The sequence below is a fragment of the Kribbella sancticallisti genome, assembly GCF_039530625.1.
Lineage (GTDB): Bacteria > Actinomycetota > Actinomycetes > Propionibacteriales > Kribbellaceae > Kribbella > Kribbella sancticallisti.
In genome coordinates this window covers 1-26,538 of sequence record NZ_BAAAOS010000032.1, presented here as the reverse complement: position 1 = coordinate 26,538, position 26,538 = coordinate 1, and the positions used below count along the sequence as shown (strand labels likewise).

The 26,538-nt window shown below is 67.7% G+C and carries 24 protein-coding genes; 20 read left to right on the top strand and 4 right to left on the bottom strand.

The annotated features are described in order from the left end of the window. The first annotated feature begins 17 nt into the window (after positions 1-17). Genes crtI through ABD255_RS22645 form a run of 7 tightly spaced genes read left to right on the top strand, consistent with a single transcriptional unit; the run spans position 18 to position 6,574 of the window. Complete coding sequence (gene crtI / locus ABD255_RS22675) at positions 18-1,550, top strand: phytoene desaturase family protein (protein ID WP_344217107.1); 1,533 nt, start codon at positions 18-20, stop codon at positions 1,548-1,550. Then, a complete protein-coding gene (locus tag ABD255_RS22670) occupies positions 1,547-2,506 on the top strand; it encodes a phytoene/squalene synthase family protein (RefSeq protein ID WP_344217105.1) in 960 nt (319 codons plus the stop codon). Before crtI ends, ABD255_RS22670 begins: the two co-directional genes overlap by 4 nt. Next, positions 2,506-2,856, top strand: coding sequence for a lycopene cyclase domain-containing protein (locus tag ABD255_RS22665; RefSeq protein ID WP_344217103.1), 351 nt, complete (start codon positions 2,506-2,508; stop codon positions 2,854-2,856). Before ABD255_RS22670 ends, ABD255_RS22665 begins: the two co-directional genes overlap by 1 nt. Further along, positions 2,853-3,212, top strand: coding sequence for a lycopene cyclase domain-containing protein (locus tag ABD255_RS22660; RefSeq protein ID WP_344217101.1), 360 nt, complete (start codon positions 2,853-2,855; stop codon positions 3,210-3,212). The genes ABD255_RS22665 and ABD255_RS22660 overlap by 4 nt, the downstream gene beginning before the upstream one ends. Next, complete coding sequence (locus ABD255_RS22655; protein ID WP_344217099.1) at positions 3,212-3,973, top strand: class I SAM-dependent methyltransferase; 762 nt, start codon at positions 3,212-3,214, stop codon at positions 3,971-3,973. The genes ABD255_RS22660 and ABD255_RS22655 overlap by 1 nt, the downstream gene beginning before the upstream one ends. Beyond that, positions 3,970-5,535, top strand: a complete 1,566-nt coding sequence (locus ABD255_RS22650; RefSeq protein ID WP_344217097.1) for an FAD-dependent oxidoreductase — start codon at positions 3,970-3,972, stop codon at positions 5,533-5,535. Before ABD255_RS22655 ends, ABD255_RS22650 begins: the two co-directional genes overlap by 4 nt. A 1-nt stretch (position 5,536) precedes the next feature. Beyond that, on the top strand, positions 5,537-6,574 hold the full coding sequence (locus tag ABD255_RS22645; protein ID WP_344217095.1) for a Rieske (2Fe-2S) protein: 1,038 nt from the start codon (positions 5,537-5,539) through the stop codon (positions 6,572-6,574). 21 nt (positions 6,575-6,595) lie between these two features. On the opposite strand, the gene ABD255_RS22640 is transcribed toward ABD255_RS22645, so the two are convergent. Beyond that, positions 6,596-7,909 (bottom strand): ABC transporter ATP-binding protein, encoded by a 1,314-nt coding sequence (locus tag ABD255_RS22640; protein WP_344217093.1) that lies wholly within the window; start codon positions 7,907-7,909, stop codon positions 6,596-6,598. Positions 7,910-8,157: 248 nt separating this feature from the next. On the opposite strand from ABD255_RS22640, the gene ABD255_RS22635 reads away from it, so the two are divergent. The 6 genes from ABD255_RS22635 (at position 8,158) to ABD255_RS22610 (ending at position 16,744) form a co-directional block, all read left to right on the top strand. Next, the gene (locus ABD255_RS22635) at positions 8,158-8,700 is read left to right on the top strand and encodes a hypothetical protein (RefSeq protein ID WP_344217091.1); all 543 of its coding nucleotides are present in this window, start codon (positions 8,158-8,160) and stop codon (positions 8,698-8,700) included. A gap of 160 nt (positions 8,701-8,860) precedes the next feature. Continuing rightward, on the top strand, positions 8,861-9,763 hold the full coding sequence (locus ABD255_RS22630) for a cupin domain-containing protein (protein WP_344217089.1): 903 nt from the start codon (positions 8,861-8,863) through the stop codon (positions 9,761-9,763). A gap of 473 nt (positions 9,764-10,236) precedes the next feature. Beyond that, positions 10,237-11,775: a 4-hydroxyphenylacetate 3-hydroxylase N-terminal domain-containing protein gene (locus tag ABD255_RS22625; protein WP_344217087.1), complete on the top strand. Its 1,539-nt coding sequence runs from the start codon at positions 10,237-10,239 to the stop codon at positions 11,773-11,775. 299 nt (positions 11,776-12,074) lie between these two features. Beyond that, the gene (locus ABD255_RS22620; protein WP_344217085.1) at positions 12,075-15,131 is read left to right on the top strand and encodes an AfsR/SARP family transcriptional regulator; all 3,057 of its coding nucleotides are present in this window, start codon (positions 12,075-12,077) and stop codon (positions 15,129-15,131) included. A gap of 124 nt (positions 15,132-15,255) precedes the next feature. Further along, on the top strand, positions 15,256-15,747 hold the full coding sequence (locus ABD255_RS22615; RefSeq protein WP_344217083.1) for a flavin reductase family protein: 492 nt from the start codon (positions 15,256-15,258) through the stop codon (positions 15,745-15,747). 109 nt (positions 15,748-15,856) lie between these two features. Continuing rightward, entirely contained in the window at positions 15,857-16,744 is an 888-nt protein-coding gene (locus tag ABD255_RS22610; protein ID WP_344217081.1) for an NAD(P)-dependent oxidoreductase, read from the top strand. 64 nt (positions 16,745-16,808) lie between these two features. Here ABD255_RS22610 and ABD255_RS22605 read toward each other — a convergent pair whose 3' ends face one another. Together ABD255_RS22605 and ABD255_RS22600 are read right to left on the bottom strand one after the other, a co-directional pair. Then, positions 16,809-17,393 (bottom strand): carboxymuconolactone decarboxylase family protein, encoded by a 585-nt coding sequence (locus ABD255_RS22605; RefSeq protein ID WP_344217079.1) that lies wholly within the window; start codon positions 17,391-17,393, stop codon positions 16,809-16,811. Positions 17,394-17,398: 5 nt separating this feature from the next. Next, on the bottom strand, positions 17,399-17,689 hold the full coding sequence (locus ABD255_RS22600) for a hypothetical protein (RefSeq protein ID WP_344217077.1): 291 nt from the start codon (positions 17,687-17,689) through the stop codon (positions 17,399-17,401). A 228-nt stretch (positions 17,690-17,917) separates the two neighbouring features. Here ABD255_RS22600 and ABD255_RS22595 point away from each other — a divergent pair, with 228 nt between their 5' ends. After that, complete coding sequence (locus tag ABD255_RS22595; protein ID WP_344217075.1) at positions 17,918-18,580, top strand: GntR family transcriptional regulator; 663 nt, start codon at positions 17,918-17,920, stop codon at positions 18,578-18,580. A gap of 6 nt (positions 18,581-18,586) precedes the next feature. On the opposite strand, the gene ABD255_RS22590 is transcribed toward ABD255_RS22595, so the two are convergent. Next, the gene (locus ABD255_RS22590) at positions 18,587-19,339 is read right to left on the bottom strand and encodes an FAD synthetase family protein (RefSeq protein WP_344217072.1); all 753 of its coding nucleotides are present in this window, start codon (positions 19,337-19,339) and stop codon (positions 18,587-18,589) included. 191 nt (positions 19,340-19,530) lie between these two features. Here ABD255_RS22590 and ABD255_RS22585 point away from each other — a divergent pair, with 191 nt between their 5' ends. The 6 genes from ABD255_RS22585 to ABD255_RS22560 all read left to right on the top strand — a co-directional run. After that, entirely contained in the window at positions 19,531-20,340 is an 810-nt protein-coding gene (locus ABD255_RS22585) for an SDR family NAD(P)-dependent oxidoreductase (RefSeq protein WP_344217070.1), read from the top strand. 137 nt (positions 20,341-20,477) lie between these two features. Continuing rightward, entirely contained in the window at positions 20,478-22,025 is a 1,548-nt protein-coding gene (locus tag ABD255_RS22580; RefSeq protein ID WP_344217068.1) for a Re/Si-specific NAD(P)(+) transhydrogenase subunit alpha, read from the top strand. Between the two features lie 10 nt (positions 22,026-22,035). Continuing rightward, positions 22,036-23,478, top strand: a complete 1,443-nt coding sequence (gene pntB, locus ABD255_RS22575) for a Re/Si-specific NAD(P)(+) transhydrogenase subunit beta (RefSeq protein ID WP_425554506.1) — start codon at positions 22,036-22,038, stop codon at positions 23,476-23,478. Positions 23,479-23,618: 140 nt separating this feature from the next. Beyond that, entirely contained in the window at positions 23,619-24,920 is a 1,302-nt protein-coding gene (locus ABD255_RS22570; RefSeq protein ID WP_344217066.1) for an extracellular solute-binding protein, read from the top strand. Between the two features lie 110 nt (positions 24,921-25,030). Next, on the top strand, positions 25,031-25,900 hold the full coding sequence (locus ABD255_RS22565; RefSeq protein WP_344217064.1) for a carbohydrate ABC transporter permease: 870 nt from the start codon (positions 25,031-25,033) through the stop codon (positions 25,898-25,900). Next, on the top strand, positions 25,900-26,538 hold a 639-nt coding region (locus tag ABD255_RS22560), incomplete at its 3' end, for a carbohydrate ABC transporter permease (RefSeq protein WP_344217062.1). The genes ABD255_RS22565 and ABD255_RS22560, both read left to right, overlap by 1 nt.

Genomic DNA, 26,538 nt, shown 5'->3' with positions numbered 1-26,538 from the left:
CGGCGGAGAACCGCCTGATGCGCGGCGTCACCGGAGCCACCGATCGGGTCGTCGTGGTGGGTGCGGGTTTCTCCGGCTTGGCGGCCGCGCTGCATCTGGCCGGGCGGGGTCGGCAGGTCACGGTGCTGGATCGCGAGCTGGTGCCGGGCGGCCGGGCGGGGCGCAGTACGGTCGACGGGCATCACTTCGACACCGGCCCGAGTGTGTTGACGATGCCCGGGATCATCGAGGACACGTTGGCCGCGGTCGGTGCCGACATGTCCGACCTGCTGCGGTTGACCGAGCTCGATCCCGCTTACGACGCGCGTTTCGCCGACGGCAGCAACCTGCTGGTGCATCGCGAGCCCGAGCAGATGGCCGCCGCGATCGAGGCCTTCGCCGGACCGGACGCGGTGGCCGGCTACCTGCGGCTGCGGGAATGGCTGCAGACCTTGTACCGGGTCCAGTTCGATCGGTTCGTCGCCGCGAACTTCGATTCACCACTCTCCATGCTGTCACCGCAGCTTGGGCAGTTGGTCGCGTTGGGCGGCTTCCGCCGACTCGACCCGATGATCAGCCGCTTCATCACCGACGAGCGGCTCCGGCGGGTGTTCACCTTCCAGTCCCTGTACGTCGGTCAGGCTCCGCAGGCCGCCCTCGCGCTGTACGGGGTCATCACCTACATGGACACCATCTCGGGCGTGTACTTCCCGGCCGGCGGGATCAGCGCCGTACCGGATGCCTTGGCTGCCGCCGCCACCCAGGCAGGTGTCGACTTCCAGTTCGGTACGACGGTCGATCACCTCGAGCGCTCTGGCCGGCGGGTGACGGCGGCACGAACCAGCGACGGCCGGCGGTTCGGCTGCGATGCCGTCGTCCTCACCACCGAACTCCCGGTCAGCTACCGCCTACTGGGTGGTGCGCCCCGTCGGCCGGTACCACTGCGCGCTGCGCCGTCCGCCGTCGTCCTGCACGCCGGACTGTCCACCCAGCAACGCGGAATCGCTCACCACACGATCTCCTTCGGAGCGGCCTGGAAGGAGACGTTCCATGAGCTGATCTCCACCGGCACGGTAATGAGCGACCCGTCGCTGCTGATCACCCGCCCGACCGCGACCGACCCGTCGCTCGCGCCACCTGGACGCGACACGCTCTCCATCCTTGCCCCGGTCCCGAACCTGGCGCACGGCAAGAGTCCGAAGTGGGACAGCGACGGACCGAAGTACGCCGACGAGTTGGTGCGCCTGGTCGAAGAACGCCTCTTGCCGGGGCTCGGAGCGTCGATCACCGCGCGGCATCTGCTCACTCCCGCGGACTGGGCCCGCCAGGACATGGTCGCGGGTACTCCGTTCGCGTGGGCGCACTCGTTCAGCCAGACCGGACCGTTCCGGCCGGGGAACTTCCCGCGCCGGACCGACAACGTCGTACTGGCCGGTGGCGGCACCGTGCCCGGAGTCGGAGTGCCGACAGCGCTGATCTCCGGACGGCTCGCGGCCGACCGGATCACCGGACCGGCCCACGAGCGCCGCGGGCGGCGGGCTCGTTCCGTCCCGACAGGAGGTCAGGTATGACGATCCGGGAACTGAACGCCGCGGGCATCACCGACCCACAGCTGCGGCAGGCGTATGCCCGGTGCCGCCGGCTGAATGCCGAGCACGGGAAGACCTACTACCTGGCCACCCGGATGCTGACCCCAGCTCAACGGCCCGCCATCCATGCCCTGTACGGATTCGCCCGCTACGCCGACGACATCGTCGACCTGCCACCGGCCGAAGCGACCTCTGCCGACATCGCAGGCGCTCTGCAGGACGTGGCCGACGCGTTGGTCCGCGGCTTGACAACGGGACACAGCCGGGACCCGATCCTGGCTGCCGTGGTCGACTCCGCCCAGCGTTTCGGCATCGAGCGCGAGCTGTTCGACGACTTCCTCGCCTCGATGCGGATGGACCTCACGGTCGAGCGCTACCCGACGCGGTCCGACCTCTATCGCTACACCCGCGGCTCGGCCGAGGTGATCGGTCTGCAGGTCCTGCCTGTCCTGGGCACCGTCACCAGCAGGTCGGAAGCCGCTCCCGCCGCGGCGGCGCTGGGCCTGGCGTTCCAGCTCACCAACTTCCTGCGCGATGTCGCCGAGGACTACGAACGCGGCCGGATCTACCTACCGCTCGACGAACTGGCCGCCTGCGGTGTGGACGAGGATCGCCTCGGCTGGTGCGTCACGAACAGGCGGACCGACCCGCGGATGACCGAGGCACTGAGATTCCAGATCGCCGCCACCCGTGAGGTCTACGCCCAGGCCGTCCTCGGGATCGCCATGCTGGCACCGGTTTCCAGGCTCTGCGTGCAGACCGCCTACACCCTGTACTCCGAGATCCTCGGCCGGATCGAGGCAGCGGAGTACGACGTGTTCTCCCATCGGGCCAGCGTGGGCACCGCGCGTAAGGTGAGGGTGGGAGTCGCGGCGCTGGCCAAGGCTGTGTGGACCAGGCGGTTCGCGATGCCGGCAAGCGAAACGGTGGTGCAGTGATGGACCATTGGCAGTACCTGCTCGTGATGGCGGCCTGTGTCGCGATCACGCTGCCGCTGGAGCTCCTGGGCGCCCGGGTCTACCGACGGCCACGGCGCTGGTTGCTCGCGCTGCTGCCGGTGGTGGCGATCTTCCTGATCTGGGACGCGATCGCGATTGCCGCCGGGGTCTGGGAGTACAACCCCCGCTACCTCACCGGCGCGATCCTCCCTCTGGGGATCCCAGTCGAGGAGCTCGTCTTCTTCATCGTGGTGCCTACCTGCGGTCTGCTGACCTACGAGACAGTCACGCTCATGCTCGCCCGGATCGGCCAGTACCGGAGGGCGCGGCAGGCCGGAGTACGGTCATGATCGGCCTCGGCTACACACTCCCGGCACTCGTCGCGGCGCTGCTGGTCGTGGTGGCCGAGCTGCGCTGGTTGCGGACGGGCTTGTTCGGCCGGCCCGCCTACTGGCTCTCCATGGTCATCGTGATCGGCTTCCAGATCCCGGTGGACGGCTGGCTGACCAAGCTGAACGCGCCGATCGTCCTCTACAACGACGAGCAGATCACCGGCTGGCGGTTTCCGTGGGACATCCCGGTCGAGGATTTCGTCTTCGGGTTCGCGCTCGTTACCGGCGTCCTGCTGGCCTGGGAGCGGCTCCGGCCGCGGGCTGAGGAGGCCGATCGGACTTCGGCCCGCCAACGAGATGAGGTTGACCACTGATGCTCCGGCAGCGACCCGACGGCCTACCTCGCGCCGAGGTGCCGACGGCCTTCGACGGCGCAGCGTCCAGCTATGACCGACTCGTGGGCGCCAATCCGGGCTATCACCGGCAGTTGCGATTGTCAGCGGCCCGGTTGAGGTTGCCGGGCCAGGGGAGAGGCCTCCGCATCCTGGATGCCGGCTGTGGGACCGGCGCGTCCACCGCGGCGCTGCTGGCGGTGGCGCCGGAGGCGGAGATCGTTGCCTTCGACGGATCCGGGCAGATGCTGGATCACGCACGCCGGAAGAACTTCCCGTCGTCGGTTCGGTTCGTGCACAGCACGATCGAGGCACTCGAGCCGGACCTTCTCGGCGGCCGGTTCGACGCGGTGCTGGCGGCGTACCTGATTCGCAACCTCGGTGATCCGGACGCGGGCCTGGCGAAACTCCACGGCTTGTTGCAGCCGGGTGGTCGACTCGCGATTCACGAGTACTCCGTTGCCGACTCGGCGCTGGCGAAGGTCGTGTGGAACGCCGTCTGCTGGGGCGTCATCATCCCGGCCGGCCGGATCAGCACCGGCGACGCCAGCCTGTACCGGCATCTGCGCAGCAGCGTGAACCACTTCGACGGTGCGCGGGCCTTCCGGCAGCGGCTGGTTCGCGCTGGCTTCACCGATGTGACGGCGGCGACGATGAATGGCTGGCAACGCGGTGTCGCGCACACCTTCCTCGGCACCCGGCGAGCGGACGGCGCCGTACCGGATCGGGGTTCTGCCGGATGAGTGGGAGCAGACCGCCTTGGGCAGGATCGGATCCGCTGATCCAGCGGCATGATCCGCCTCTGCCGGCCGACGTACCGGTCCGACCGCGACGAGTCGCTGTGGTCGGTGGCGGGATCGCCGGCCTGGCCGCTGCGACCGCACTGGCCGAGCGAGGTGTCGCAGTCGAGTTGCTGGAGAAGCAGCCGTACCTGGGCGGGCGGGTCGGAGCGTGGCCCGATCGGCTCCGCGACGGCAGCGACGTCACGATGAGCCGTGGTTTCCACGCGTTCTTCAAGCAGTACTACAACTTGCGCCACCTGCTGGCACGCACCGACCCTGCGCTGGAACGGCTGACCCCCGTCGGGGACTACCCGTTGATCGATGGCCAAGGTCGGGCCGACAGCTTCCGGGGGTTGCCGCGGCGCCCGCCCTGGAACGCGCTGGGGTTCGCTTGGCGAAGCCCGACCTTTGCCCTCGGCGACATGCTCCGGCTCAACCCGCGCGCGGCCATGCCGCTGGCCACCGTGCAGGTGTCCCAGGTGTACGAGCGGCTCGACGACCTGGCCGCCGACGAACTGCTGGATGCGATCAATTTCCCAGCGGCCGCACGGCATCTCGCCTTCGAGGTGTTCTCCCGGAGCTTCTTCGCCCGCCCGGGCGACCTGTCCGCGGCCGAGCTGGCCGTGATGTTCCATATCTACTTCCTCGGCTCTTCAGAAGGCCTGCTCTTCGACGTACCCACTGACACGTTTGCTGCCAGCCTGTGGGATCCGTTGGACAGCTATCTCACGGATCTCGGGGTCAAGCTTCGTACCGGGACCTCCGTCGACGGCATCGAACCAGGCGGCGACCTTCGGTACCGCGTCCACACCGGTGACGGTCCGCTCGACGCCGACGCGATCGTTCTTGCCACCGATTCGGCAGGACTGCGGGAGATCGCCTCGGCTTCGCCGGACCTGGGTGATCCCGCGTGGAGGGATCAGCTCGCCCGGATGCGGTCGGCGCCGCCGTTCGTGGTTCACCGGCTGTGGCTCGACCGGCCGCTCGCACTGCATCGAGCGCCGTTCCTGGGCACCAGTGGATGGGGACCATTGGACAACATCTCGATCCTCGACCGGTACGAGTCCGAAGCCCTCCACTGGGCACTCGAGCATCGCGGCTCGGTGGTCGAACTGCACGCCTATGCCGCCCCGATCGACGATCAGCCGGACCAGGCGGCTGTCAGCGACGAGTTGGTACAGCAGCTCTACAAGATCTACCCGGAAGCCGCCGCGGCGCAGGTGGTGGACTCCCGGACTTTGCTGCGCCAGGACTGCCCCCTGTTCGCGCCGGGCGGTTTCGCCGACCGGCCCACGGTCACCACTCCCGACGACGGAATCGTCCTGGCCGGTGACGGCATCCGGATCGACCTGCCGGTGGCGCTGATGGAACGGGCCGCCACGACCGGTCTGCACGCCGCGAACGTCCTCCTCGCCCGTTTCGGCTTGCAGGGTCACGATCTCTTCACCGTTCCGAACCACGGCCGGTTCCAGCCCTTGCAACGGCTCGCCCGACGTTCAGGCAGCCGAGCAGACAGGAGTTGACATGTTGCGACGGCGGGAACAACCCACTGGTACAAGCAGTCTCTGGCCGGCGCGGTGGCCGGTCCGGTGGCTGCCGAGACAACCCTGGTCCGAGCAGCAACCCACGTACCGCGAGGCCTCGCCGGCCGTCATTGCCGGCGCTGTCGAACGCGCATCGGCAAGGCCCTCGGGGAACTGGTTCGTCTTCGCCGCGAGCCGTGAGATCAAGCCTTCCCGTCCGCACGGCTTCATGGTCGGTGGCATCGAACTGGTCGCCTGGCGACGGCCGGACGGGTCCTTGAAGGTTGGCCCCGGCGCCTGTCCGCACCTCGGGGCGCCGCTGAGCCTGGCCAAGGTCGATCGGGGCAGGCTCGTCTGCCGCTGGCACGGTCTGGCGGTCGGCGGCGACAAGGACCGTACGGGCTGGCTGGCCTATCCCGGCCACGACGACGGAATCCTTTGCTGGGTGCGGCTCGACCCCGCCGGCGGCGAGGAGCCCACCGAGCTTCCCGTAGTACCGGATCGTCCGGCCGGCGCGAGGGTTGACGCGGTCGCCAGGATGACCGGCCGCTGCGAACCGGTCGACATCGTCGCCAACCGGCTCGACCCGTGGCACGGCGCCTGGTTCCACCCGTACTCGTTCTCCGACCTCCGCGTGCTGCAACTCCCGCAGGGAGCCGCTGATGCCGACGAGGACAAGTTCGTCGTCGACGTGACCTTCCGTCTCGGCGGAGCGATCGGTGTTCCTGTCCGGGCCGAGTTCAGTTGCCCCGGCCCGCGGACGGTCGTGATGCGGATCATCGAGGGGGAGGGCTGTGGAAGTGTGGTCGAGACCCATGCCACGCCCATCACCTCTGACGGTGGGCCCCGTACGGCGGTGATCGAGGCGACGGTGGCCGCGTCGGACCGCCCGGGATTCCGCGGCGCTGTCAGGGCGGCGTCCGCGTTGCGCCCGGCGATGCGGTGGGCCGCCGCACGCCTGTGGCGCGACGACCTCGCCTACGCCGAACGCCGGTACGAGTTGCGCAGTCGTGGTGGATTCACGGGGACAGCTCAGTGAGTTGCCGGGCTGATTCGCCTGCTAGCGGGTGATTCTGTCGATGCGCCGGCCGGACTCGTCGAAGATGTGCAGGCGGGACGTGTCCACTGCGAGATGCACCTTGGTGCCGGTTTCGAGGCCGGCGTCGGCGTCGATCTCGAGGATGAGGTCGGCGCGGCGATGGGTCGGCGTAGCGAGTGGTTCCAGTGCGTCCGGCGTGCTGGATCGGCCCAGTGCGGTCTTGGCCTTCGCGCCCAGTGCGGACATGCGCTTCTTGATCATCGGCACGTGCGGTGCGGCGTGCCGGTTCCGGCCGCCGAGCGTCGGCGCCCGGCGAGTCGGGACCACTCCGACGAAGTCGGGATTGAGCATGTCGACACCGCACTCGACGAAGGCGATCCACTGGTGCCCATGGAACTCGAGCGCCCGGAGCCTGCCGGACAGATGCTCGGAGGCGTCGCCATCGGCGGCCACGGTGAAGGCGTCCGAGCGGGCCCCGACGATGACACGCCCGCCGTCGTGGTTGCTGAGGATCATCGATCGCCGGTCGATCGGTGGCAGCGAGATCGACTGACTGCCGAAGTCGAGACTGACCCGATGGTGAGCGGTCACCCGGACGCTCGCGGACATCAGGTTGATCCGCGGACTGCCGAGGAAGCCGGCCGAGAACGCGGTGGCCGGATCGTTGAAGACTTGATCTGGCGTCCCGACGTCCTCGATCCGGCCGTCGCGCATGACGGTGATCCGGTCCGCGAGGGTGAGCGCCTCGATCTGGTCGTGGGTCACGTAAACCGTTGTCACGTTGAGATCCCGGGCCATCGCGCCGATCTCCTGCCGCAACTCGGTCCGCATCGTCGCGTCGAGATTGGACAACGGCTCGTCCATCAGGAAGATCCGCGGTCTCCTGACGATCGCCCGGCCGATCGCCACCCGCTGGCGCTGGCCGCCGGACAGGGTCCGGGGGAGCCGGTCGAGGGCGGCGTCGATGCGCAGTACCTTGGCCAGGCCGCCGGCCTTGGCGCTCGCCTCGGCGGCGTCCTCGCCCGCCATCAGCAACGGGAACATGATGTTCTGGCGCGCCGTACGGTTCGGGTAGAGGGCACCGTTCTGGAAGACCAGGGCGACGCCGCGCTCCTTGGGAGGAAGATCGGTGGCCTTGGTCCGTCCGAACCACAGTTCGCCCGCGGACACGTCCTCCAGACCGGCGATCATCCTGAGCAGCGTCGTCTTGCCGCAGCCCGACGGGCCGAGCAGCACCATGAACTCCCCGGCCGCGACGTCCAGGGACACCTCGTTCACGGCGGCGTAGTGACCGTCGTACGTCTTGGATACCGCGTCCAGGCGGATAGCTGTCATGACCCCTCCGTCAAGCTGAAGGCTGAGTACACCGCTCGTCACTGAGGTTGTCCAGAGCCGGCCAAGCCCGCGAGACACCTGGCGACTCTCGGTAGTTGCCCACCACAAGCACCGTGACAATCGAGTCTCGATCGGCCGACATGGTGCTGACATACAGCCTCCAGGGCAGCGGCGTCCGGCCGGTCGTACTCCGCCGCTTGGCGCGCCACCAACACCCGCTGAGCGGGCGGTATCGTGGTCGGGTCTGAATGTCTCCCGACTGGGGAAAGGCCGCGATGGGCGTCAAGACAGCAACCGTCATCGCGCTCTTGATGCTGTCGGCCGGCTGCACTGACGGAAGTCAGGAGAACCTGGTTGCTCCTACGGTGCAGCCAACTCGCGCGCCCACGTCCGCGCCGGCGGCACCTTCCCCGACGCCGAGCCCGACGACGACACCCTTGACTCCCCAGCAGGCCGCCAAGATCTACCTGGCTGCCGTACGGCCACGCAACACCGCCCTGGCCAAGTTCGACGCGGACTGGAAGGCCTCCGCGTCCGTCGAGATCCTGCGCGCGGACGCCGCCCGAATGGTCGCAGCGGAACGCAACTTCCTCAAGGTCCTGGACAGCAACACCTGGCCGAGGTCGATCGCCGAGAACGCCGACAACCTGGCGAACTGCATCGCCTCCAGCATCACCTGGTACGACGACACCACCCGCATCACCAACGCCAGCGAGATCCTCCCACTCCCACCCTGCGGCGGAGCCGACGCCAACCTCATCAGACTCCGCCTCCAACTCCCCAGCCATTGACCCATCTCCCCAGCCACCGGCCCCGACGACCGCGGAACTGAGGTGGCTCTGGAGAGGCTTCTCGGCTCCTGTGATCCTGTCGAGTAACGCTGAATTTCGCCGACAAGAGTACGCTGTCTGTGCAGTTTTACTGAACATTCGATCAGACAGGATGAACACTATGTCGGAACAGGCTCCTCCCCGCGTGTCCTCCGTGCTGCCGCAGAAGGGCTTCGACTTCGTCGAGGGCCATCCGAGTGAACCGGGTGAGGGAGTGTCCGTTGCCGAGTTGCTGGGTCCCGGGGACGGGGCCCAGCACCTCGCCATCGCCTTGGTCCGGCTTGAGCCCGGCGCCAGCGTGGTCGGTCACCTGCATCCGTTCCAGGAGTCGTTCTTCGTACTGTCCGGACAGCCGCAGGTGACGATCGCGGACAAGCAGTACGCGCTCGTACCCCAGGATTTCGGCCTCGTGCCCACCGCCCAGGGGCACGCGTGGGCGAACCCCGGCAGGGAACCCGCGACTCTCTTGAGGGTGTACGCGCCACAGCCGCGGCCGATCGGACGACGCGGACGCTGGGGAGTCTTCGCCGCACCGACGACGCCCGTCCCCAGCAAGGGCCGGCCGGTGCGCGAACTCGATCCGACCCAGACCGGCGTCGGCCACTTCGACCAGACCGACATGGCTCCGCCCGGGTCCATCTCGATGCCGGGCTATCACGGTGGGAACGTCCAGGACGTCCAGATCCGGATGATGGTGGATGAGCTCAGCGGCTCGGTGCAGCACACGATGTTCATCGTCCAGTTCACTCCCACTGGACGACCGGGAGGCGCCGCCAAGGAACACTTCCATCCCTTCGAGGAGATCTACTACTTGCTCTCGGGGAGCGCGCAAACCTCGTTCGACGGTGAACACAGTGAGGTCGTCGCCGGAGATCTCGTCTTCGCGCCGGTCGGAGCCTCACATGGCTTCACGCCGACCGGGACTGAGCCGGTCTGTTGGATCGAGGTCCAGTCCCCGCTTCCGCCGAGCGCTCACGGCTTCACCTTCCACAACGACTGGGACGACCTCGAGATCCTGGGATGACGAGGCGACCGACCTCACTCAAGACCCTCCGTGCGCGGTGGAGGGACGGTTGCGTTACCCACTGACGACCGAGCCCTCGCTTTCATCGCGGCGTTCAACAGATCGCGCCGCCGGCGGACCGGCTCCTGTGGGTGGAGAAGGTGGTGGATCCGGACAATCTCTTCAGGTCCGGGCACCCGCTCGCCGGCTCCGCGGAACAAGTCGGCGAACAGGCCGCGGCAAGCGTCGTCAACACACTTGCCAACGGCATTTCACAGCGATTAACACCCGCCTAACAACCGCCGACTAAGCTAACGGGATCAAAGGGGCGGCGCGGTGCTGGTTTCCCAGCTTCTAACGCGTCGAGATTAGGTTCACAGATGGGCACCGCCGCAATTCTCCGCGACATTCAACAGCGCGGAACCGGATGGCCTGCCCGGCGCGAAAGTCCAATGCACGATGGGTGCTTAGGTGAACAGAAGAAGGTGGCGTTGATGCGAACTGGCGACGAGTACTTGGAGTCCCTCAGGGACGGGCGCGTTGTGTGGGTCGGGGGTGATCGGATCGATGACGTCACGACCCACCCGTTGACCAGGGCGCAGACCAGGCGGATGGCGCGGTTCTACGACCTCCATCACGAGCCCGAGATGCAGGACACCATGACATTCGTCGACGACGACGGAGTACGTCGGTCGATGATGTGGTTCACGCACACGGATGCCGAGGGCCTGCGGCGCAAACGGGTGTACCTGGAGACCGTGGTCCGGGAACTCGACGGCGGAGCGACGGGACGGACCCCGTGCGCGAACAACTACGGCCTGATCACGTACGAAGAGGACCCGCAGCCGTGGAGCGACCAGTCGGTGGGCACAGGTGGTCGTGACCTGACCGTGGGCATCCGGAGCTTCCTGGAACTGGTCAAGGAGGGCGACCTCAACTGCGCGTTCGCCTTCATCGATCCCCAGCTCGACCGGTCCGACCCGTCCTCGGCCAAGAAGTCCCCCGCGCTCCGCGTCGTGGAGACCCGCGACGACGGCATCATCGTCGCCGGCGTCAAAGCCGTCAGCACCGGCACGCCGTTCGCCGACTACATTCACATCGGCGTCTTCTTCCGCCCGGGAATTCTTCCCGAACAGGTCATCTACGGCGCTGTTCCGGCCAATACGCCGGGTGTGACGATCCTTTCCCGCGAGGCGACGGTGCGTGACGGCGATACCGACAACCACCCGATGTCCTCGGGCGGTGACGAGCTCGAGTGCACCATTCTCTTCGACGATGTGTTCATTCCCTGGGATCGGGTGTTCCACATCGGCAGCCCCGAACACGCTTCGCTGTACCCGCAGCGCATCTTCGACTGGGTGCACTACGAGGCGCTCATCCGGACGATGGTCCGGGCCGAACTGATGGTCGGTCTGGCGCTGCTGATGACCGAGCACCTCGGCACGTACCAGCTTCCGCCGGTCCAGGCGCGCCTGGCCCGTCTCGTCGAGTTCTACCAGACCCTTCGAGCGCACGTCATCGCGTCCGAGACGGAGGGGTTCATGTCGCCGGCGGGGCTCTACAAGCCGAACGTCCTGCTCTTCGACTTCGGGCGGTCGTACTACCTGGAAAGGTACGTGGAGATGAGGAACGAGGTGGTCGACCTCGCCGGCCGCGCCTCGCTGCTGTTCCCCACTGAGGAGCAGTGGAACCACCCCGAGTTGCACGACTGGCTCGAACCGTTGCAGTCAGGTGCGGTCGGCAAGCCCCACGACCGGCTGCGGATCTCGCGCGTCATCCGCGACCTGTTCCTGTCCGACTGGGGCGACCGGATCAGCACCTTCGAGCAGTTCAACGGGACGCCGCTGCTCAGCACCCGGATGCTCACGATGAAGCGCTCGGAGCTGTCGCCCTCGGGCCCGCTCACCGACCTCGCCCGCAGGATCTGCGGCCTCGAGGCGGCCGCCGCTCCTGAGGTCACTGCCTACACTGAGCAGGCCGAGTATGCCCGGCGCCTCGACGGCGTCCGGGTCGAGGGCTCTCGCGTCCGCTGACGGTGTAGGAGGCGGTTCGCGGCCGATGGAGTCCGCGAACCGCCGCCGTCTCCGTGCCCGCGGGTCCGATGCGCGATCAGTTGCAGACCGGCGAAGCGAGGGCCGCCGGCGCCTTCGCCCCTGGCAGGAATCATTGACGTGGCCCACTCCATCTCACGAGCGCCGCTGCGGTCGTTCTCCGACGGCTGGCGTAACGTTCACGACGAGCACTGACGAGCACGGAGGCACGACGATGTCGGCAAGCGGTACCGGGGCCTCCGGCTGGACGCGGTGCGCCGGGCCTTCGCGAAGTTCCTCCGATGGGTGACTTCGAGCCCGATCGACCGAGCGAATCCACGGCGCCGGTCCGGCACCATCGGGCGATTATCAGACGGAAGCTGGCGGCACCGGAGCCGGCGAAGGACATCGTGGTTCGCGAGCGGCTCAGCCGGCGGTTGCGAGAGTCCCTCGACCGGCACACCGTCGTGAATGTCTTCGCGACAGCGGGTGCGGGCAAGACGACGGCGGTGGCGCTGGCCGTCAGAGACCTCGACCGACCCGTCGCCTGGGTGTCACTCGACGGAACGGAGCAAGCCGCGGGGCGCCTGCTCGTCTATCTCGAGGCGGCTGTCGAGGGCGCTGTCCCCAGTGCGGCGGATGTGGCCTCCGACGCCCTCAGCAGCAGCCTCCAGATCGGTGAGGCGGCCGGGCTGCTGGCTGAGAGCCTGCAGGGAAGCGGCCTCATCCTTGTCTGCGACAACGTGGAGCGGATCGCTCCCGACGAGAGCTGCATCGCGGTGCTGTCGTGCTTCGCCCGCTATCTGCCGTCGGACGTGAACCTGGTGCTGATCTCGCGCGTCGACATCCGCCTCGACCCGGGCTCGACCAGCGAGCGTGAGCGCGTGGGTGCGCTGGTCGAGAGCGATCTCGCGTTCGATGTGGAGGAGGCCGGCGCGGCACTGCGGTCCGTCGGCCACGTCGACGTCGATCCGGCTCAGGCGGTGACGGCGACCGGCGGCTGGGTCACGGGCGTCCTGTTCGAGGGGTGGCGGCATGCGCAGTCGCGCGAGCTGGATCCCGATTCGTTGCGGTCCTATGTCGCGGCGAACGTCTTCGACTCCCTTTCCCTGGTGCAGCGGACGTTCCTCCTGCACACCAGCCTGCTGGCGGAGATCTCGGTCGACGGCGCCCGCGCGCTGGGGCAGGGGAATGCCGCGCAGATCATGGCCGGCCTCCGCACCCGGCACCTCCCGGTGACCTGGTCCGCGGACGGCGCACGGATGACCCCGCACCCGGTGTTCCGCGACTTCCTGCGGACAGCGCTGGGACGGGAGGATGACAACACGGTCAACGAGGTCCGCCGCCGGTACGCCGAGGTCCTGATCGCGGGCGGCGAGCGCGAGGAGGCCGTCGACGAGTTGCTCCGGCTCGGGGACGTGGACGCGGCCGGACGGCTGGCCGCCGTGGCGCTCCCGAGCCTCGTCGCACGGATGGACTTCGCGCCGGCGGCACGGTGGCTCGACGCGCTGAGGGCATCGGGCCGGACTCCGACGTCGGAGGTCGGATCGGTGATCCTGCGGGTCGCGTTCGCCCTCGAGCAGTGTGATCGGGGGGTGGAGCTTGTCGATCGGCACGGGTACGACTGGCTCTCGGGGCTGGGGCCTCTCGACTTCGAGGAGGCGCACGTCCTGACGTGTTGGTGCCTGTGGCATTCGGGGCGGATCGAGGAGGCGCAGTTCGTCGCCGATCAGTTGCCGCCGGGCCGCCACCGGCTGATCGCGCACACGTTGATCGCGCTGGCCACTGGTGAGGAGCCGCCACCCTTCCCCGAATTCTCGGCCACTCCGTCCGGTCCGCTCGACGGCTTGCTGATGCGGCTCGCCTTCATGCGCGGTCGCCTCGAAGGACTGGACGACCCGGGGTCGTTCGATCCGTGGCGCACCATCCTCGGCGGTCCCTGGGTCGTCGCCGCACTGCGCGTCACCGGGCGACTCGATGCCGCGATGTCGATGTTCGAGCCCCGCAGCGGTTCGTCGCAGCCGGTCTGGTTGCATGCCGTCGACGCTGTCGACCTGATGCTCGACCTCGGTCGCGGCGAGGAGGCGTGGGCCTTCCTCGAACGCGGCCGGGAGTTGATCGAGAAGACCGGCTCGCGGGTGTACCTGAACATGAGTCTGTTGACCGAGGCCAAGCTGTGGCTACGCCTCAAGGGCGACACCCAGCGCGCCGACCGGGTGCTGGCGGAGGCGGCTGCCAACGGAGCCGCGGACTATGCCCTCACCCGGGACATCTGGCAGCTCTGGTCGGGTCTCTCGATGCTGCTGCAGGAACGGGACAGCGAGGCTCACGAGTGCCTCACGGAGTGCGTCCGGAACATGCAGCAGGGAGACCGGCAACTCGAACTCCCGACGGCCGCGGTGTACCTGGCCGAGGCAGAATGGCGTCTCGGCCTCGAGGACGACTCCGATGCCACCGCCGACCAGGCGATCGGCTGCGCCTCGACCTACGGATCGATGCACCTGCTGCTGACCGCTCTGGCGGACATGCCGTCGGTCGCGGCAAGAGCCGCGGACACGAAGTCCAGCCGGATGTCGCCCTGGCACGAGATCCTCACCGTCTTGTCCGGCCAGGATCCCATCCGGGTGACCGTACGGACGCCTCGTCTGGTGCTCGAGGAGTTCGGCGAGCCGACCCTGACGGTCGACGGCAATCTCGCCCAGCCTCGTCTGACGAAGAGTCTCGAAGTGCTCAGCTACCTGCTCGGGACCCCCGACCGCAGGGCTACCCGCCAAGAACTTCTCCGGGCGCTCTTCGGTGGCCGCAATGATGCTGCCGGCCGTAGCTATCTGCGCCAGGCGCTGTACCGGCTTCGCGAGGTGTTGCCCGAGGGGCTGGGCCCGGCGCAGGAGAACGACGTCTTCCAGTTGGTCGGCCCCGCACTGGCCATGGGTTCGGCACAACGGGCGGTCGATCTCGTCGCCCAGGCGGGCCGACAGGATGGAGCGATTCGCCTCCAGACGCTGTCGCAGGCCCTCAGCAGCGCCCAGCGGGGGCCCTACCTCGCGACGGTCTCCGGCGAATGGGCCGCGGAGCGTCGCGTGGTACTGGCCGAGACGTTCCTGTCGGCCCGGGTCGACGCGGCCAAGCTCGCCTACCGGATGAACCGTTACCGCGAGGCGAAGGATCTGGTCGACCACGTGCTGCGGGAGGATCCGTACCGCGAACAGGCCTGGCAGCTCGCCATCAAGCTGGCCCACGCCAGCGGCAGTGACGACGCCGTACTGGCGCTCTACCAGCGTTACGTCGCGCGGATGCGAGAGCTCGGAGTGCCACCGTCCGACGAGGTTCGCCGGCTGGTAACACAGCTGCGCCGGTAGGCCGGGCCGATTTCGCGTCGGTAAACATGTCGCGAGTCACACTCGACCCAACTCGTCACCGGCAACGGAGGGCAACATGGGTACTTCGACCGCGCAGGACATGTGTGCTACGTATCGCGGAGCAATGGCACGGTTCACCACCGGCGTCACCATCGTGACCACCAGTACTCCGAACGGACCGGCAGGGATGACAGCCAGCGCTGTCGCGTCCGTATCGCTGGATCCACTGATGCTGCTGGTGTGCGTCGGGAACACCCTCGCGACCAGGGATGCGATCTCCACCTCCGGAGTCTTCGCAGTCAGTGTCCTCGCGAAAGGCCAGGAGGGGCACGCGCTGCGGTTCGCGAGCCGGGTTGACGACAAGTTCGCCGGCCTCGGACTGAGAGCCGATCACGACCTCCCGGTCGTCGAGGGCGCCGTTGCCCACTTCGCTTGCACCGTGAGCGAAGAGATCGCCGGAGGAGACCACACGATCTTCATCGGCGAGGTGGTCAGTTGCGGTTACTCCGAGGACTCCAGCCCACTGGTGTACTTCGGCGGGAAGTTCGGCAGCCTCTGCGATCCCAGTTCCCATGCGGAGCTCGCCTACGAGTGGCAGCTCGCCGCATCGATGTAACAAGACGCCCGGGGCGGTTCGCGCCGTCTAGCGTCACAGTGCGTCGTCGGCCCGGGCGAGATCACCAAATCCTCTGCGCAGATCGCGCACTTTCCCCAGGAGATGAAACGTGGACGTATCCGTGCTGGGCCTCGGTCAGATGGGAACAGCCATCGCAGAACGACTCATCCGCGCAGGCCACCAGGTCAGCGTCTGGAACCGGTCGAAGGGCAAGGCGGACAGCCTGGTGGTCGAGGGCGCGTTCGAGCTCGCGGCCGCCCACCAGGCATGGGACCGATCAGACGTCTGCATCACGATGGTCGCGGACTCCCAGGCTCTGGCCGACATCGCGCTCGCGCCCGGTGGCGGGATCGCGCACACCGCATCCGGCAAGGGAAAGACTCTGATCGACATGAGCACCGTCTCGGCGGAGGTCTCCCGCGAGGTGGCCGATGCGGCCGCGGGCGCCGGCGTCGAGTACCTCCGCGCGCCGGTGAGTGGAAACCCGGGGGTGGTGCGCGCCGGGAACCTGACGATCATCGCGTCGGGTGAAGACGCCGTGTTCACGTCCGTCGAGAGTCTGCTGCGCGACATCGGTCCCCAGGTGTTCTACGCCGGTGAGGGGGACGCGGCCCGGATCATCAAGCTGGCCTTGAACCTGATGGTTGCCGGGACGGCCGAACTGTTGGCGGAATGCGTCGCCCTGGCCGAATCCCACGACGTACGACGAGACAAGCTGCTGGAGGTCGTCGCCGCGTCGGCGGTGGCGTCACCGTTGGTGAAGTACAAGATCGGGCCGCTGCTGGCGGACGACTACACGTCGACCTTCAGCTCACGGCTGATGCACAAGGACCTCGACCTCGTCCTCGGCGCGGCGGCGGCCGGTGGAGTTCCGATGCCGGTGACCGGGGTCGTCCATCAGTTGCTGCAGGCATGCATCTCGACCGGCCTCGGCGAACTGGACTTCATGTCCCTGCTCGTCCGGCTGCAGCGTGAGTCCGGCCAGACCTCGGTCTGACCGGTACTGAACGCACGTGAGGCCGGCCAGGACCCTGCCTGGCCGGCCTCACGTGCGCGTGGTCTCAGAGCTGGGCATCCACAGCCGGGGGCGGCTCCGGCATGTCCATGTCGAAAGCCATCACGCGGTGGAAGCGCGACAACGCGTTCCAGACACTGATGGACATGACAAGGTCTACCACCGCTGTCGGGTCGAACACCCGCTGTACTTCGTCGCGGAGGCTCGTGGAAACGCCCGTGAGGTCGTCTTCCAGCGGAACCAGCGGCAGGGAGATCGTCATCTCCTCGGCCAGCTGAAGTGCCAGCCGCTCCTGCTCGGTGAACCCGTCGAGCTCGCCCCTGGCAACGGCCTCGAGGTCGCCGGCCTTCACCCCTTTGGACAACGCCGACGTGCAGCGGTGACTCGCGGTGTAGCGACAGTGGTTGAGCACGGCAACGCGTACTGCGACCAGTTCCTTCACGCGGTCGTCCAACGCACCCGGGCCGTTGAGCTGCCGCAGGAAAGGCAGGTAGGTGGAGAGCAGACCGGGGCTGTTTCCGATCGCCGCCCAGGTGTTCAGCAGCTGGCCGTAGGCGTCCACCCCCTTGGCAAGAACGGGTTGGTCGACCGAGGAGAACTGGTCGGACGTGAGCAAGGGCACCAAAGACATGGGAACTACCTTTCGACGGGGCCGCCCGGTAGGCGGCCGGCTGAGGATGTCCGGAGGCCGATCGCGATCCCGAAGGTCGCGTTGAGCCACGGAACGAAGAAGGTCAGGAAGACACGAGCCATGAGGGCGACCGTGAAGGGCCCTTCGCGCAGCTGCGAGTAGAGGTTGACCATGAACAGGGTCGAGCCGACCGCCAGAGCGGCCAACGTCGTCTGCACCAGTGACCTGCCTCGGACGGCCCCGCGCAGTGCCTTGCTCCAGGCGACCACGGGAGTCTTCGTTCGAGGGTCTTGCATAAGGGGCTCTCCTACTTCCATGGCTCTCCACAGTGGCATAGAATGGATCCATTCTCAATCAGAACATGGGGAAAGCTTGACATGACCACCGAAAATGGATCCCGAAGGCGTCGCAGCGCGGCAACCCGGCGGATGCGGTCCGTCCGCTCGAGTTGCGTCTACACTGCGTCTGACAGGCCGGGCGGTGGCGCCCGGGCCGCTGTCCGCCACCAGGAAAGGCGATCATTCGTGGACGACAGTCCGCCCCGGAGCGAGGCGGCCAGCGAGCGTGTGGCCGCGTACCTGCGGCAGGCGATCCTCAACGGGGAGATCCCGCCCGGGAGCAGGATCCGGCAGGAAGACATCGCCGAGCGGTTCGGCGCGAGCCGGTTGCCGGTCCGCGAGGCGCTGCGGATGCTCGAGACCGAAGGGCTGACCCAGCTCGAGGTCAACAAGGGTGCCCGCGTGCCCGCGTTCGACCGGCTGCAGCTCGACGTCATCTACCAGATGCGGGAACGCATCGAGACGCTCGCACTCCGGCTCAGCCTGCCGTACCTGACCGCGGATCAGGAGGCCGAACTGCAGGATCTGCAGGACCAGATCGAGGCGAGTGAGGACGTCGCCACCTTTCTCGATCTCGATCGCCGGTTCCATCTGCTGACGTACGCCGGCTGTCCGAGCCCTGAGCTCCTGGCCTCGGTGACCCGGTTGTGGAACTCCACCCAGCACTATCGGCGCGCGTTCATGCTGCAGAACACTGAGGACCGGCAGACGATCGTGAACGCCGAGCACCGCCTGCTGCTGGACGCGATCGCCCGGCGGGACGAGGTCGACTGCGAAAGGTTCTTGTCCGGGCACATCCGCCGGACCCGGATCAAGCTCGCCGATCACCCGGAGATCTTCGACGACTGACACGGTCTAGGGGGCCCGCTTCACGAAGGTCACCTCGACGAAGGCGCCGGCCGGCGTCAGGCCGGTGACCGCGACCGTACGGTCCGCACGCACGCGGAGCCCGCAGGCGTGGCTGTCGACGAACCCGAGATAGGCCCCCGGTGCGGGCCGGGCGAAGTCGGACGAGATCAGCAACCGGCCGCCGTCGCCGACGACCGCGGGCAGGGCGAGGGGCGCTCCGAGGAGCTTGGCGGCTGTTTCCACGTCGCCGTCGAAGATCAGCCGGCGGATGCGCGTCGACGAGATCGGCTCAGCTGCGGGGCCCTGCGTGACGAGTGGGATGATCCGCGTGCTCAGCCCGGGATACTGATCGAACGTGGTCGTCGTGCCGGCGCCACCGGCACCGAAGCGGAAGTCCTGGCCGACGCTGACGGACTCCGCGCCGAGCCGTCCGACCACGACGCTTTCGACGAAGTCCTCGGCCGGGACCCGTGACCACGCGCGGTCGAACGCGACGATCGCGACGCGCCGGATCCCCAGCGCGCTGAGCTTGCGGAGCTTCCGGCGGCGATCACTCAGCAGGCTCGGCACCTGCTGCGGTTCGAGCACCATCAGCGGGTGCGGGTCGAAGGTGAGCACGGTGTCGCACCCGTCGAGGACCTGACGGTGACCGAGGTGGACGCCGTCGAACGTTCCGATCGCGACCCTGGAACGCGGTCCATCGGTGCGATCGCCGGCGTGACCCTTCCAGTGCGGTACGCCGAGGCTGAGGACCTCCATCTCCCATCCTTCCTTGACCTTCAGAGCAGGCTGAGCAGGTCAGTCTGCACCTCGCAGCGTTAGCCGACCGGAAGTCGTGAGGTGGCCCGGGAGCCTGGTGTGAACCCTGCGTTAGCGGTGGTTGCAGCGGTCCCGGCGCTCAGATCCACTGTGCGGAAACGATCTGAACCGCTGATTTGGAGGAGCCGAACATGGCCGCAGGTTGGAGCTTGAAGGGCCGCACAGCGTTCGTGACGGGAGGTAGTCGGGGCCTGGGCTTCGCTATCGCCCAGGCATTGCTCGAGCGTGGCGCCAAGGTCGCGATCGCAGCCAGGGACGAAGCGGCCGTCAAGGCCGCGGCCGACCGTCTCGCCACCGGGCTGGGCGCGGACGACGTGCTGCCGCTGGTCGCGGACGTCTCGGACGCGAAGTCCGTCAACAGCGCGCTGTCCCAGGTGCACGCGTGGCAGGGCGGCCTCGACATCGTCGTGAACAACGCCGGGCCGCAGCTCGCCCCGTCCCCGCTGGCCGCTGTCGACGAGCAGATCCTCGCGTCGGCCTTCGACACGAAGCTGATCGGGTTCCTGCGGGTCTCGCAGGCCGCGCTCCCGTTCTTGAGCCAGACCGGCAGCGGTGCCATCGTCAACGTCGTCGGCGCGACCGCGCACATGCTGATTCCCAACGCCGGCGTCACGGGCATCGTGAACTCGAGCGTCGTCGCGCTCACCAGCTATCTGGCGACGGAGGCGGCGGCGAGCAACATCCGGGTCAACGCGATCTCCCCGGGGATGACGAAAACCGAGGGCTGGCTGGCCAAGAACGAGGCCGCCGGCAAGCAACAGAACAAGAGCGCGGAAGAGGTCCGCGCCGGCATGGCCCAGGGGCTGGGCATCCGGCTCAACCGCTGGGCCGAACCCGCCGAGATCGGCGCCGCGGCGGCATTCCTGGCCTCCGACGACGCGTCCTACGTGACGGGACAGGTGCTGGCCGTCGACGGCGGGATGACGAAGCCCGTCGCCTGACCGCAGTCCCCAGGCAGGGGCCATCCGGGGTAGAGCTCGCCCCGGATGGCACCTGCCTGGCTCACGTACCTGCGTAGTCCCCACGTACCTGCGTGGTCATCGAGTGGTCCTCACATCGAAACCCGGGAGTGTTGGGAATGCTGATCGGAATCGTGCGCGAGGCTCGCGGAGGCGAGACGCGTGTGGCCGCGACCCCCGCCACGGTGGTCGAACTGGTGAAGCTCGGGTACGACGTCGTGGTCGAGCCTGGTGCGGGTGCGTTGTCCAGCTTCCCGGACGACGCGTACGTCGGCGCCGGTGCGCGGCTGGGTGACCCGCTCCCGGCGGACGTCGTGTTCGGAGTGAACGCTCTGTCGTCAGCTCAGCTGGACGGGTTGAAGCCGGGTGCGACGGTCGTCGGCATCCTGAGCCCGGCGCTGAACCCGGCGCTGGTCGAGGACCTGGCAAGGCGGCCGATCACCGCGCTCGCGCTGGACGCGGTACCGCGGATCTCGCGGGCGCAGTCGCTGGACGTGTTGTCGTCGATGGCGAACATCGCGGGCTACCGCGCGGTGGTGGAGGCCGCCCATGTCTTCGGCCGGTTCTTCACCGGTCAGGTCACGGCCGCGGGCAAAGTGCCGCCGGCCAAGGTGCTGGTCTGTGGTGCGGGCGTGGCCGGTCTGGCCGCGATCGGCGCAGCGGGAAGTCTGGGTGCCATCGTGTACGCCACCGACCCGCGGCCGGAGGTTGCCGACCAGGTCAGGTCTGTGGGCGGTGAGTACCTCTCGGTCGAGGTCGGGGACACCGACGAGGTGGAAGTGTCGGCGACCGGTTATGCCAAGGAGATGTCGGGGGACTACAACGCCCGGGCGGCCCAGCTGTACGTGGATCGGCTCCCGGGGATGGATCTTGTGATCACGACCGCGCTGATCCCGGGCCGTCCGGCGCCGACGCTGATCACCGCGGAGATGGTGGCGTCGATGCGATCGGGCAGCGTGATCGTGGACATGGCCGCCGCGAACGGCGGCAACGTCGAGGGCACGGTCAGCGGCGAGGCGGTGGTGACCGCCAATGGCGTCACGATCATCGCCTACACCGATCTGGCCGGCCGGCTGCCCACGCAGGCGTCCCAGCTGTACGGCACCAACCTGGTCAACCTGATGAAGCTGATGACGCCGGCCAAGGACGGCCGGCTGGTGCTGGACTTCGACGACGTGGTCCAGCGGTCGATGACCGTGGTACGCGACGGCGAGTCGACCTGGCCGCCACCGCCGGTCCAGGTGTCCGCCGCGCCCGCGTCTACAGCGTCTGCGACGAAGCCGGTCGCCCCCGAGCCCAAGCAGCCGCTCTCGAACCGGCGACGGCTCGCGATGGTCGGGGGAGGGGCGGCCCTGTTGTTCCTGCTGGCGGCCTTGTCCCCGCCGGCGCTGCTGGGACACCTGACGGTGTTCGCGCTGGCGATCGTGGTCGGGTACTACGTGATCGGGCGCGTGCACCACGCGCTGCACACGCCACTGATGAGCGTGACCAACGCGATCTCCGGAATCATCGTGGTCGGCGCCGTGCTGCAGATCGGGCACGACGGTACCGCCACCGGCCAGGTGGTCACGGTGCTGTCGGCGATCGCGATTCTGGTTGCCTCGGTCAACGTCTTCAGCGGCTTCGCGGTGACCCGCCGGATGCTCTCCATGTTCTCGAGAAGCTGAGGGACCTGTCATGTCTGAGCTGATGACCGTCGAGACCGCCGCGGCGGCCGCCTACATCGTCGCTGCCCTGCTCTTCGTCCTGGCGCTGGCCGGACTGTCCCGCCACGAGACCGCCAAGGCGGGCAACACCTTCGGCATCGGCGGTATGGCGGTGGCGCTGGCCGCGACGATCGGCCTGGCGATCCACCAGCACATCTCCGGGCTCGGTCTGGTCCTGACGATCGCCGCGATGGCGGTCGGCGCCGCGATCGGGCTGTGGCGGGCGCGGGTGGTGGAGATGACCGCGATGCCGGTGCTGATCGCCCTGCTGCACTCCTTCGTGGGGCTGGCCGCGGTACTGGTGGGCTGGAACGGCTTCCTGCACGTCGAGGCCACGTTGGACGGCGGCCCGCTCAGTGGCGAGGCCGGCGCGCTGGCAGCTCAGGAGCTGCTCGGTATCCACTCCGCGGAGGTGTTCGTCGGCGTCTTCATCGGCGCCGTCACCTTCACCGGCTCGATCGTCGCGTTCCTCAAGCTCTCGGCCCGGATCAAGTCGTCCCCGCTGATGCTGCCCGGCAAGAACTACCTCAACCTCGCCGCGCTGGCCGCGTTCGCTGTCCTGACCACCTGGTTCGTGATCGACCCGGCGTTGTGGCTGCTGATCGCGGTCACGGTCGTCGCGCTGGCGCTCGGGTGGCACCTGGTCGCCTCGATCGGGGGCGGTGACATGCCCGTGGTGGTCTCGATGCTGAACTCGTACTCCGGCTGGGCGGCCGCGGCGTCCGGCTTCCTGCTGGAGAACGACCTGCTGATCATCACCGGCGCACTGGTCGGTTCCTCGGGCGCCTACCTGTCGTACGTGATGTGCACGGCGATGAACCGGTCCTTCCTCTCCGTGATCGCCGGCGGGTTCGGCATCGAGGCCGGCCCGGCCGACGACAAGGACTACGGCGAGCACCGTGAGATCACCGCCGAGGGTGTCGCCGAGCTTCTCGGGACGGCCGAATCGGTCATCATCACTCCCGGGTACGGCATGGCCGTGGCGCAGGCGCAGTACGGCGTCGCCGAGCTGACCCGCAAACTCAGGGACCGCGGCGTCGACGTCTGCTTCGGCATCCATCCGGTCGCGGGCCGGCTGCCGGGCCACATGAACGTCCTGCTCGCCGAGGCGAAGGTCCCGTACGACATCGTGCTGGAGTTGGACGAGATCAACGACGACTTCGCCCGCACAGCCGTGGTCCTTGTCATCGGCGCCAACGACACCGTCAATCCGGCGGCCGCCGAGGACCCCGGCTCACCCATCGCCGGCATGCCGGTACTGCAGGTCTGGAACGCCGAGAACGTCATCGTGTTCAAGCGGTCGATGGCGTCGGGCTACGCCGGCGTCCAGAACCCGCTTTTCTACCGGGACAACTCCGCCATGCTCTTCGGTGACGCCAAGGACCGCGTCGAGGACATCCTCCGCGCACTCTGAACCGAGCCGCTGGAACCCCGGTGACCAGTCCCGTCACAGCGCGGCGCTGTCACAGTCCAGGTCTGTCGCCTGTCTTCTAAGGAGGAAGCGCCATCGGCCCGGAGTGTGACTCGCTTCCGGCATGGATTGTTGGAGGAGTCATGAAGTTTCGCTGGAGGAAGCTGACCGCGGCGTTGTTGGCTGTGGGTTTGGCTGGTACTGCGGCCGCCTGTGGCGGTAGCGATGGTGGCGGTGATGCCGATGCGGCGGCGCAGGCCAGGGGTGAGATCACCGTCTGGCTGTCGAACAATGCCGAAGAGGTGGCGTGGGGTCGGCAGATGGTCGCGGCGTGGAACGCGGCGCATGCGGATCAGAAGGTGACCGCGCAGGAGATCCCGACCGGTAAGAGCTCCGAAGAGGTGATCGGCGCGGCGATCACCGCGGGTAATGCGCCGTGTCTGATTTTCAACACGTCGCCGGCGTCGGTGTCGCAGTTTCAGAAGCAGGGTGGTCTGGTGGCGCTCGACGGCTTCGGGGACGGTAAGTCGTACGTCGAGGAGCGCAGCGGGAAGGTCGCGGAGCAGTACAGGTCGACCGACGGTAAGTATTACCAGATGCCGTGGAAGGCCAACCCGGTGATGATCTTCTACAACAAGACGGCCTTCGCCAAGGCGGGGATCGACGCGGCGAAGCCGCCGTTGGCGACGTATGAGGAGTTCTTGGCGGCGTCGCGCAAGTTGGTCGCGTCGAAGGCCGCGAAGTTCGCGATCTATCCGGCGCCGAGCAACGAGTTCTATCAGTCGTGGTTCGATTTCTATCCGTTGTTCGCGGCCGAGACCGGTGGCAAGCAGTTGGTCGAGGACGGTAAGTCCCAGTTCACCTCCGAGGAGGGCAAGAAGGTCGCCGGGTTCTGGCGCACGATGTACGCCGAGAAGCTGGCGTCGCAGGAGAAGTACACGGGTGACTCGTTCGTCGACGGCACCGCCGCGATGGCCGTGGTCGGGCCTTGGGCGATCGCGACGTACAAGGGCAAGGTCGAGTGGGGCGCCGTACCGGTGCCGACCTCGGCCGGTAAGCCCGCGGCGGAGACCTACACCTTCAGTGACGCGAAGAACGTCGCGATGTACTCGGCGTGCAAGAACCGCGGAACCGCGTGGGACGTGCTCGAGTTCGCGACCAGCAAGGAGCAGGACGGCAAGTTGCTGGAGGCCACCGGTCAGATGCCGCTGCGGAACGACGTGGCCGGCAGCTACCCGGAGTACTTCGCGAAGAACCCGGATTACCAGTCGTTCGCCGATCAGGCCGCCCGGACGGTGGAGGTGCCGAACGTGCCGAACTCGATCACCATCTGGCAGACCTTCCGTGACGCGTACTCCAAGTCGGTGATCTTCGGCCAGGAGGACCCGGGCGCAGCCCTGGACGGAGCCGCCCAGAAGGTCGACCAGCTCGCCTCGCAGTCATGAACCGCCGCCCCGCCACCCGGCTCACCGGGCCGTGGTCCGCACTGCCCGGAAGGCGCCCGTCGGGCGGGAGCCCTCGGTCGGCCCGGCCGAGGGGGCGTGGGTTGTCGGGTGTGTTGGGTAAACAGCCGATCGGTACCGCGTTCGTCACCCCGTACGTGGTGTTCCTGGCCGCGATCTTCGCCTACCCGTTGGGGTTCGCGGTCTACATGTCGTTCCACGACTACTTCTTCACCGCGCCCGGTGCGGTGGTGGAGCGGCCGTTCGTGGGCTTGGAGAACTACGCCGCGGTCCTGTCCGATCCGGCGGTGCGCCGGTCGTTCGTGAACGTCGGCATCTTCTTGCTGATCAACGTTCCATTGACGGTGGTGTTGTCGCTGCTGCTGGCCTACGCGTTGAACAGCGCGATCAGGTGGCGGACGTTCTTCCGGGTCAGCTACTACGTGCCGTACGTCGCGGCGAGCGTCGCTGTGGTCGGGGTCTGGCTGTTCTTGTTCAACTCGAACGGGCTGGTCAACACCGTGCTCGGCCCGCTCGCCCCGGATCCGTCCTGGCTGGTCAACTCGAATCTCGCGATGCCGACGGTGGCGATCTATGTGACCTGGAAACAGTTGGGCTTCTTCATCCTGCTCTACCTGGCGGCGTTGCAGAACGTGTCGAAGGATCTCTACGAGGCGGCCGCGATGGACGGCGCCGGGCGGGTGAAGTCGTTCTGGAACGTCACCGTGCCCGGCGTCCGCCCGGCCACCACGCTGGTCGTCCTGTTGGCGACGGTGACGGGGGCGAACCTGTTCACCGAGCCGTATCTGCTCACCGGTGGCGGCGGCCCTGACGGGGCCTCTGCTTCGCCGGTGCTGATCATGTACCAGCGCGGCATCGAGCAGGGCAACCCGGACATCGGCTCGGCGATCGGTGTCCTGCTGGTGATCGGTGTGCTGCTGCTCGCACTCATCGAACGCCGGTTCGTGTCCAGGGAGGATTGATGCACACCACGCGGCAACGGCGGCTCTCGGGGCGCTTCCTGCTCTTGCTGGTCGGCGCGTTCGTGTTCTTGTTCCCGTTCTACTACATGCTGATCGGCAGCCTGCAGGCCGAGCCGGATCCCAGCCTGAAGGGCGCGTTCCCGAACCCGGGGAACCTGACCGGCAAGAACTACACGGAGATCGACACCGCGATCGACCTGGGCCAGTCGTTGCTGAACTCCGGCATCTTCACCGGCGGGGTGCTCCTGGGCACGATGGTGTTCGGAGTGCTCGCCGGTTATGCGCTGGCCCGGTTGCAGTTCCGGGGCCGGGGTGCGGTGTTCAGCCTGATGTTGCTGGTTCAGGTGGTCCCGTTCCAGTTGCTGACCATCCCGTTGTATGTGATGGTCGTGCGCAGCTACGGGCTGGCCGACTCCTACCTCGGCATGATCGCGCCGTTCGCGATCAACTCGACCGCGGTCTTCATCGTCCGCCAGTACTTCCTGCAACTACCCCAGGAATTGTTCGACGCCGCCCGGATCGACGGCGCGGACGAGTTGAACACGCTGTGGCGGATCGCGATCCCGCTGGTGCGGCCAGCCTTGCTGACCGGGGTCCTGGTGACCTTCATCGGGCCGTGGAACGAGTTCCTCTGGCCG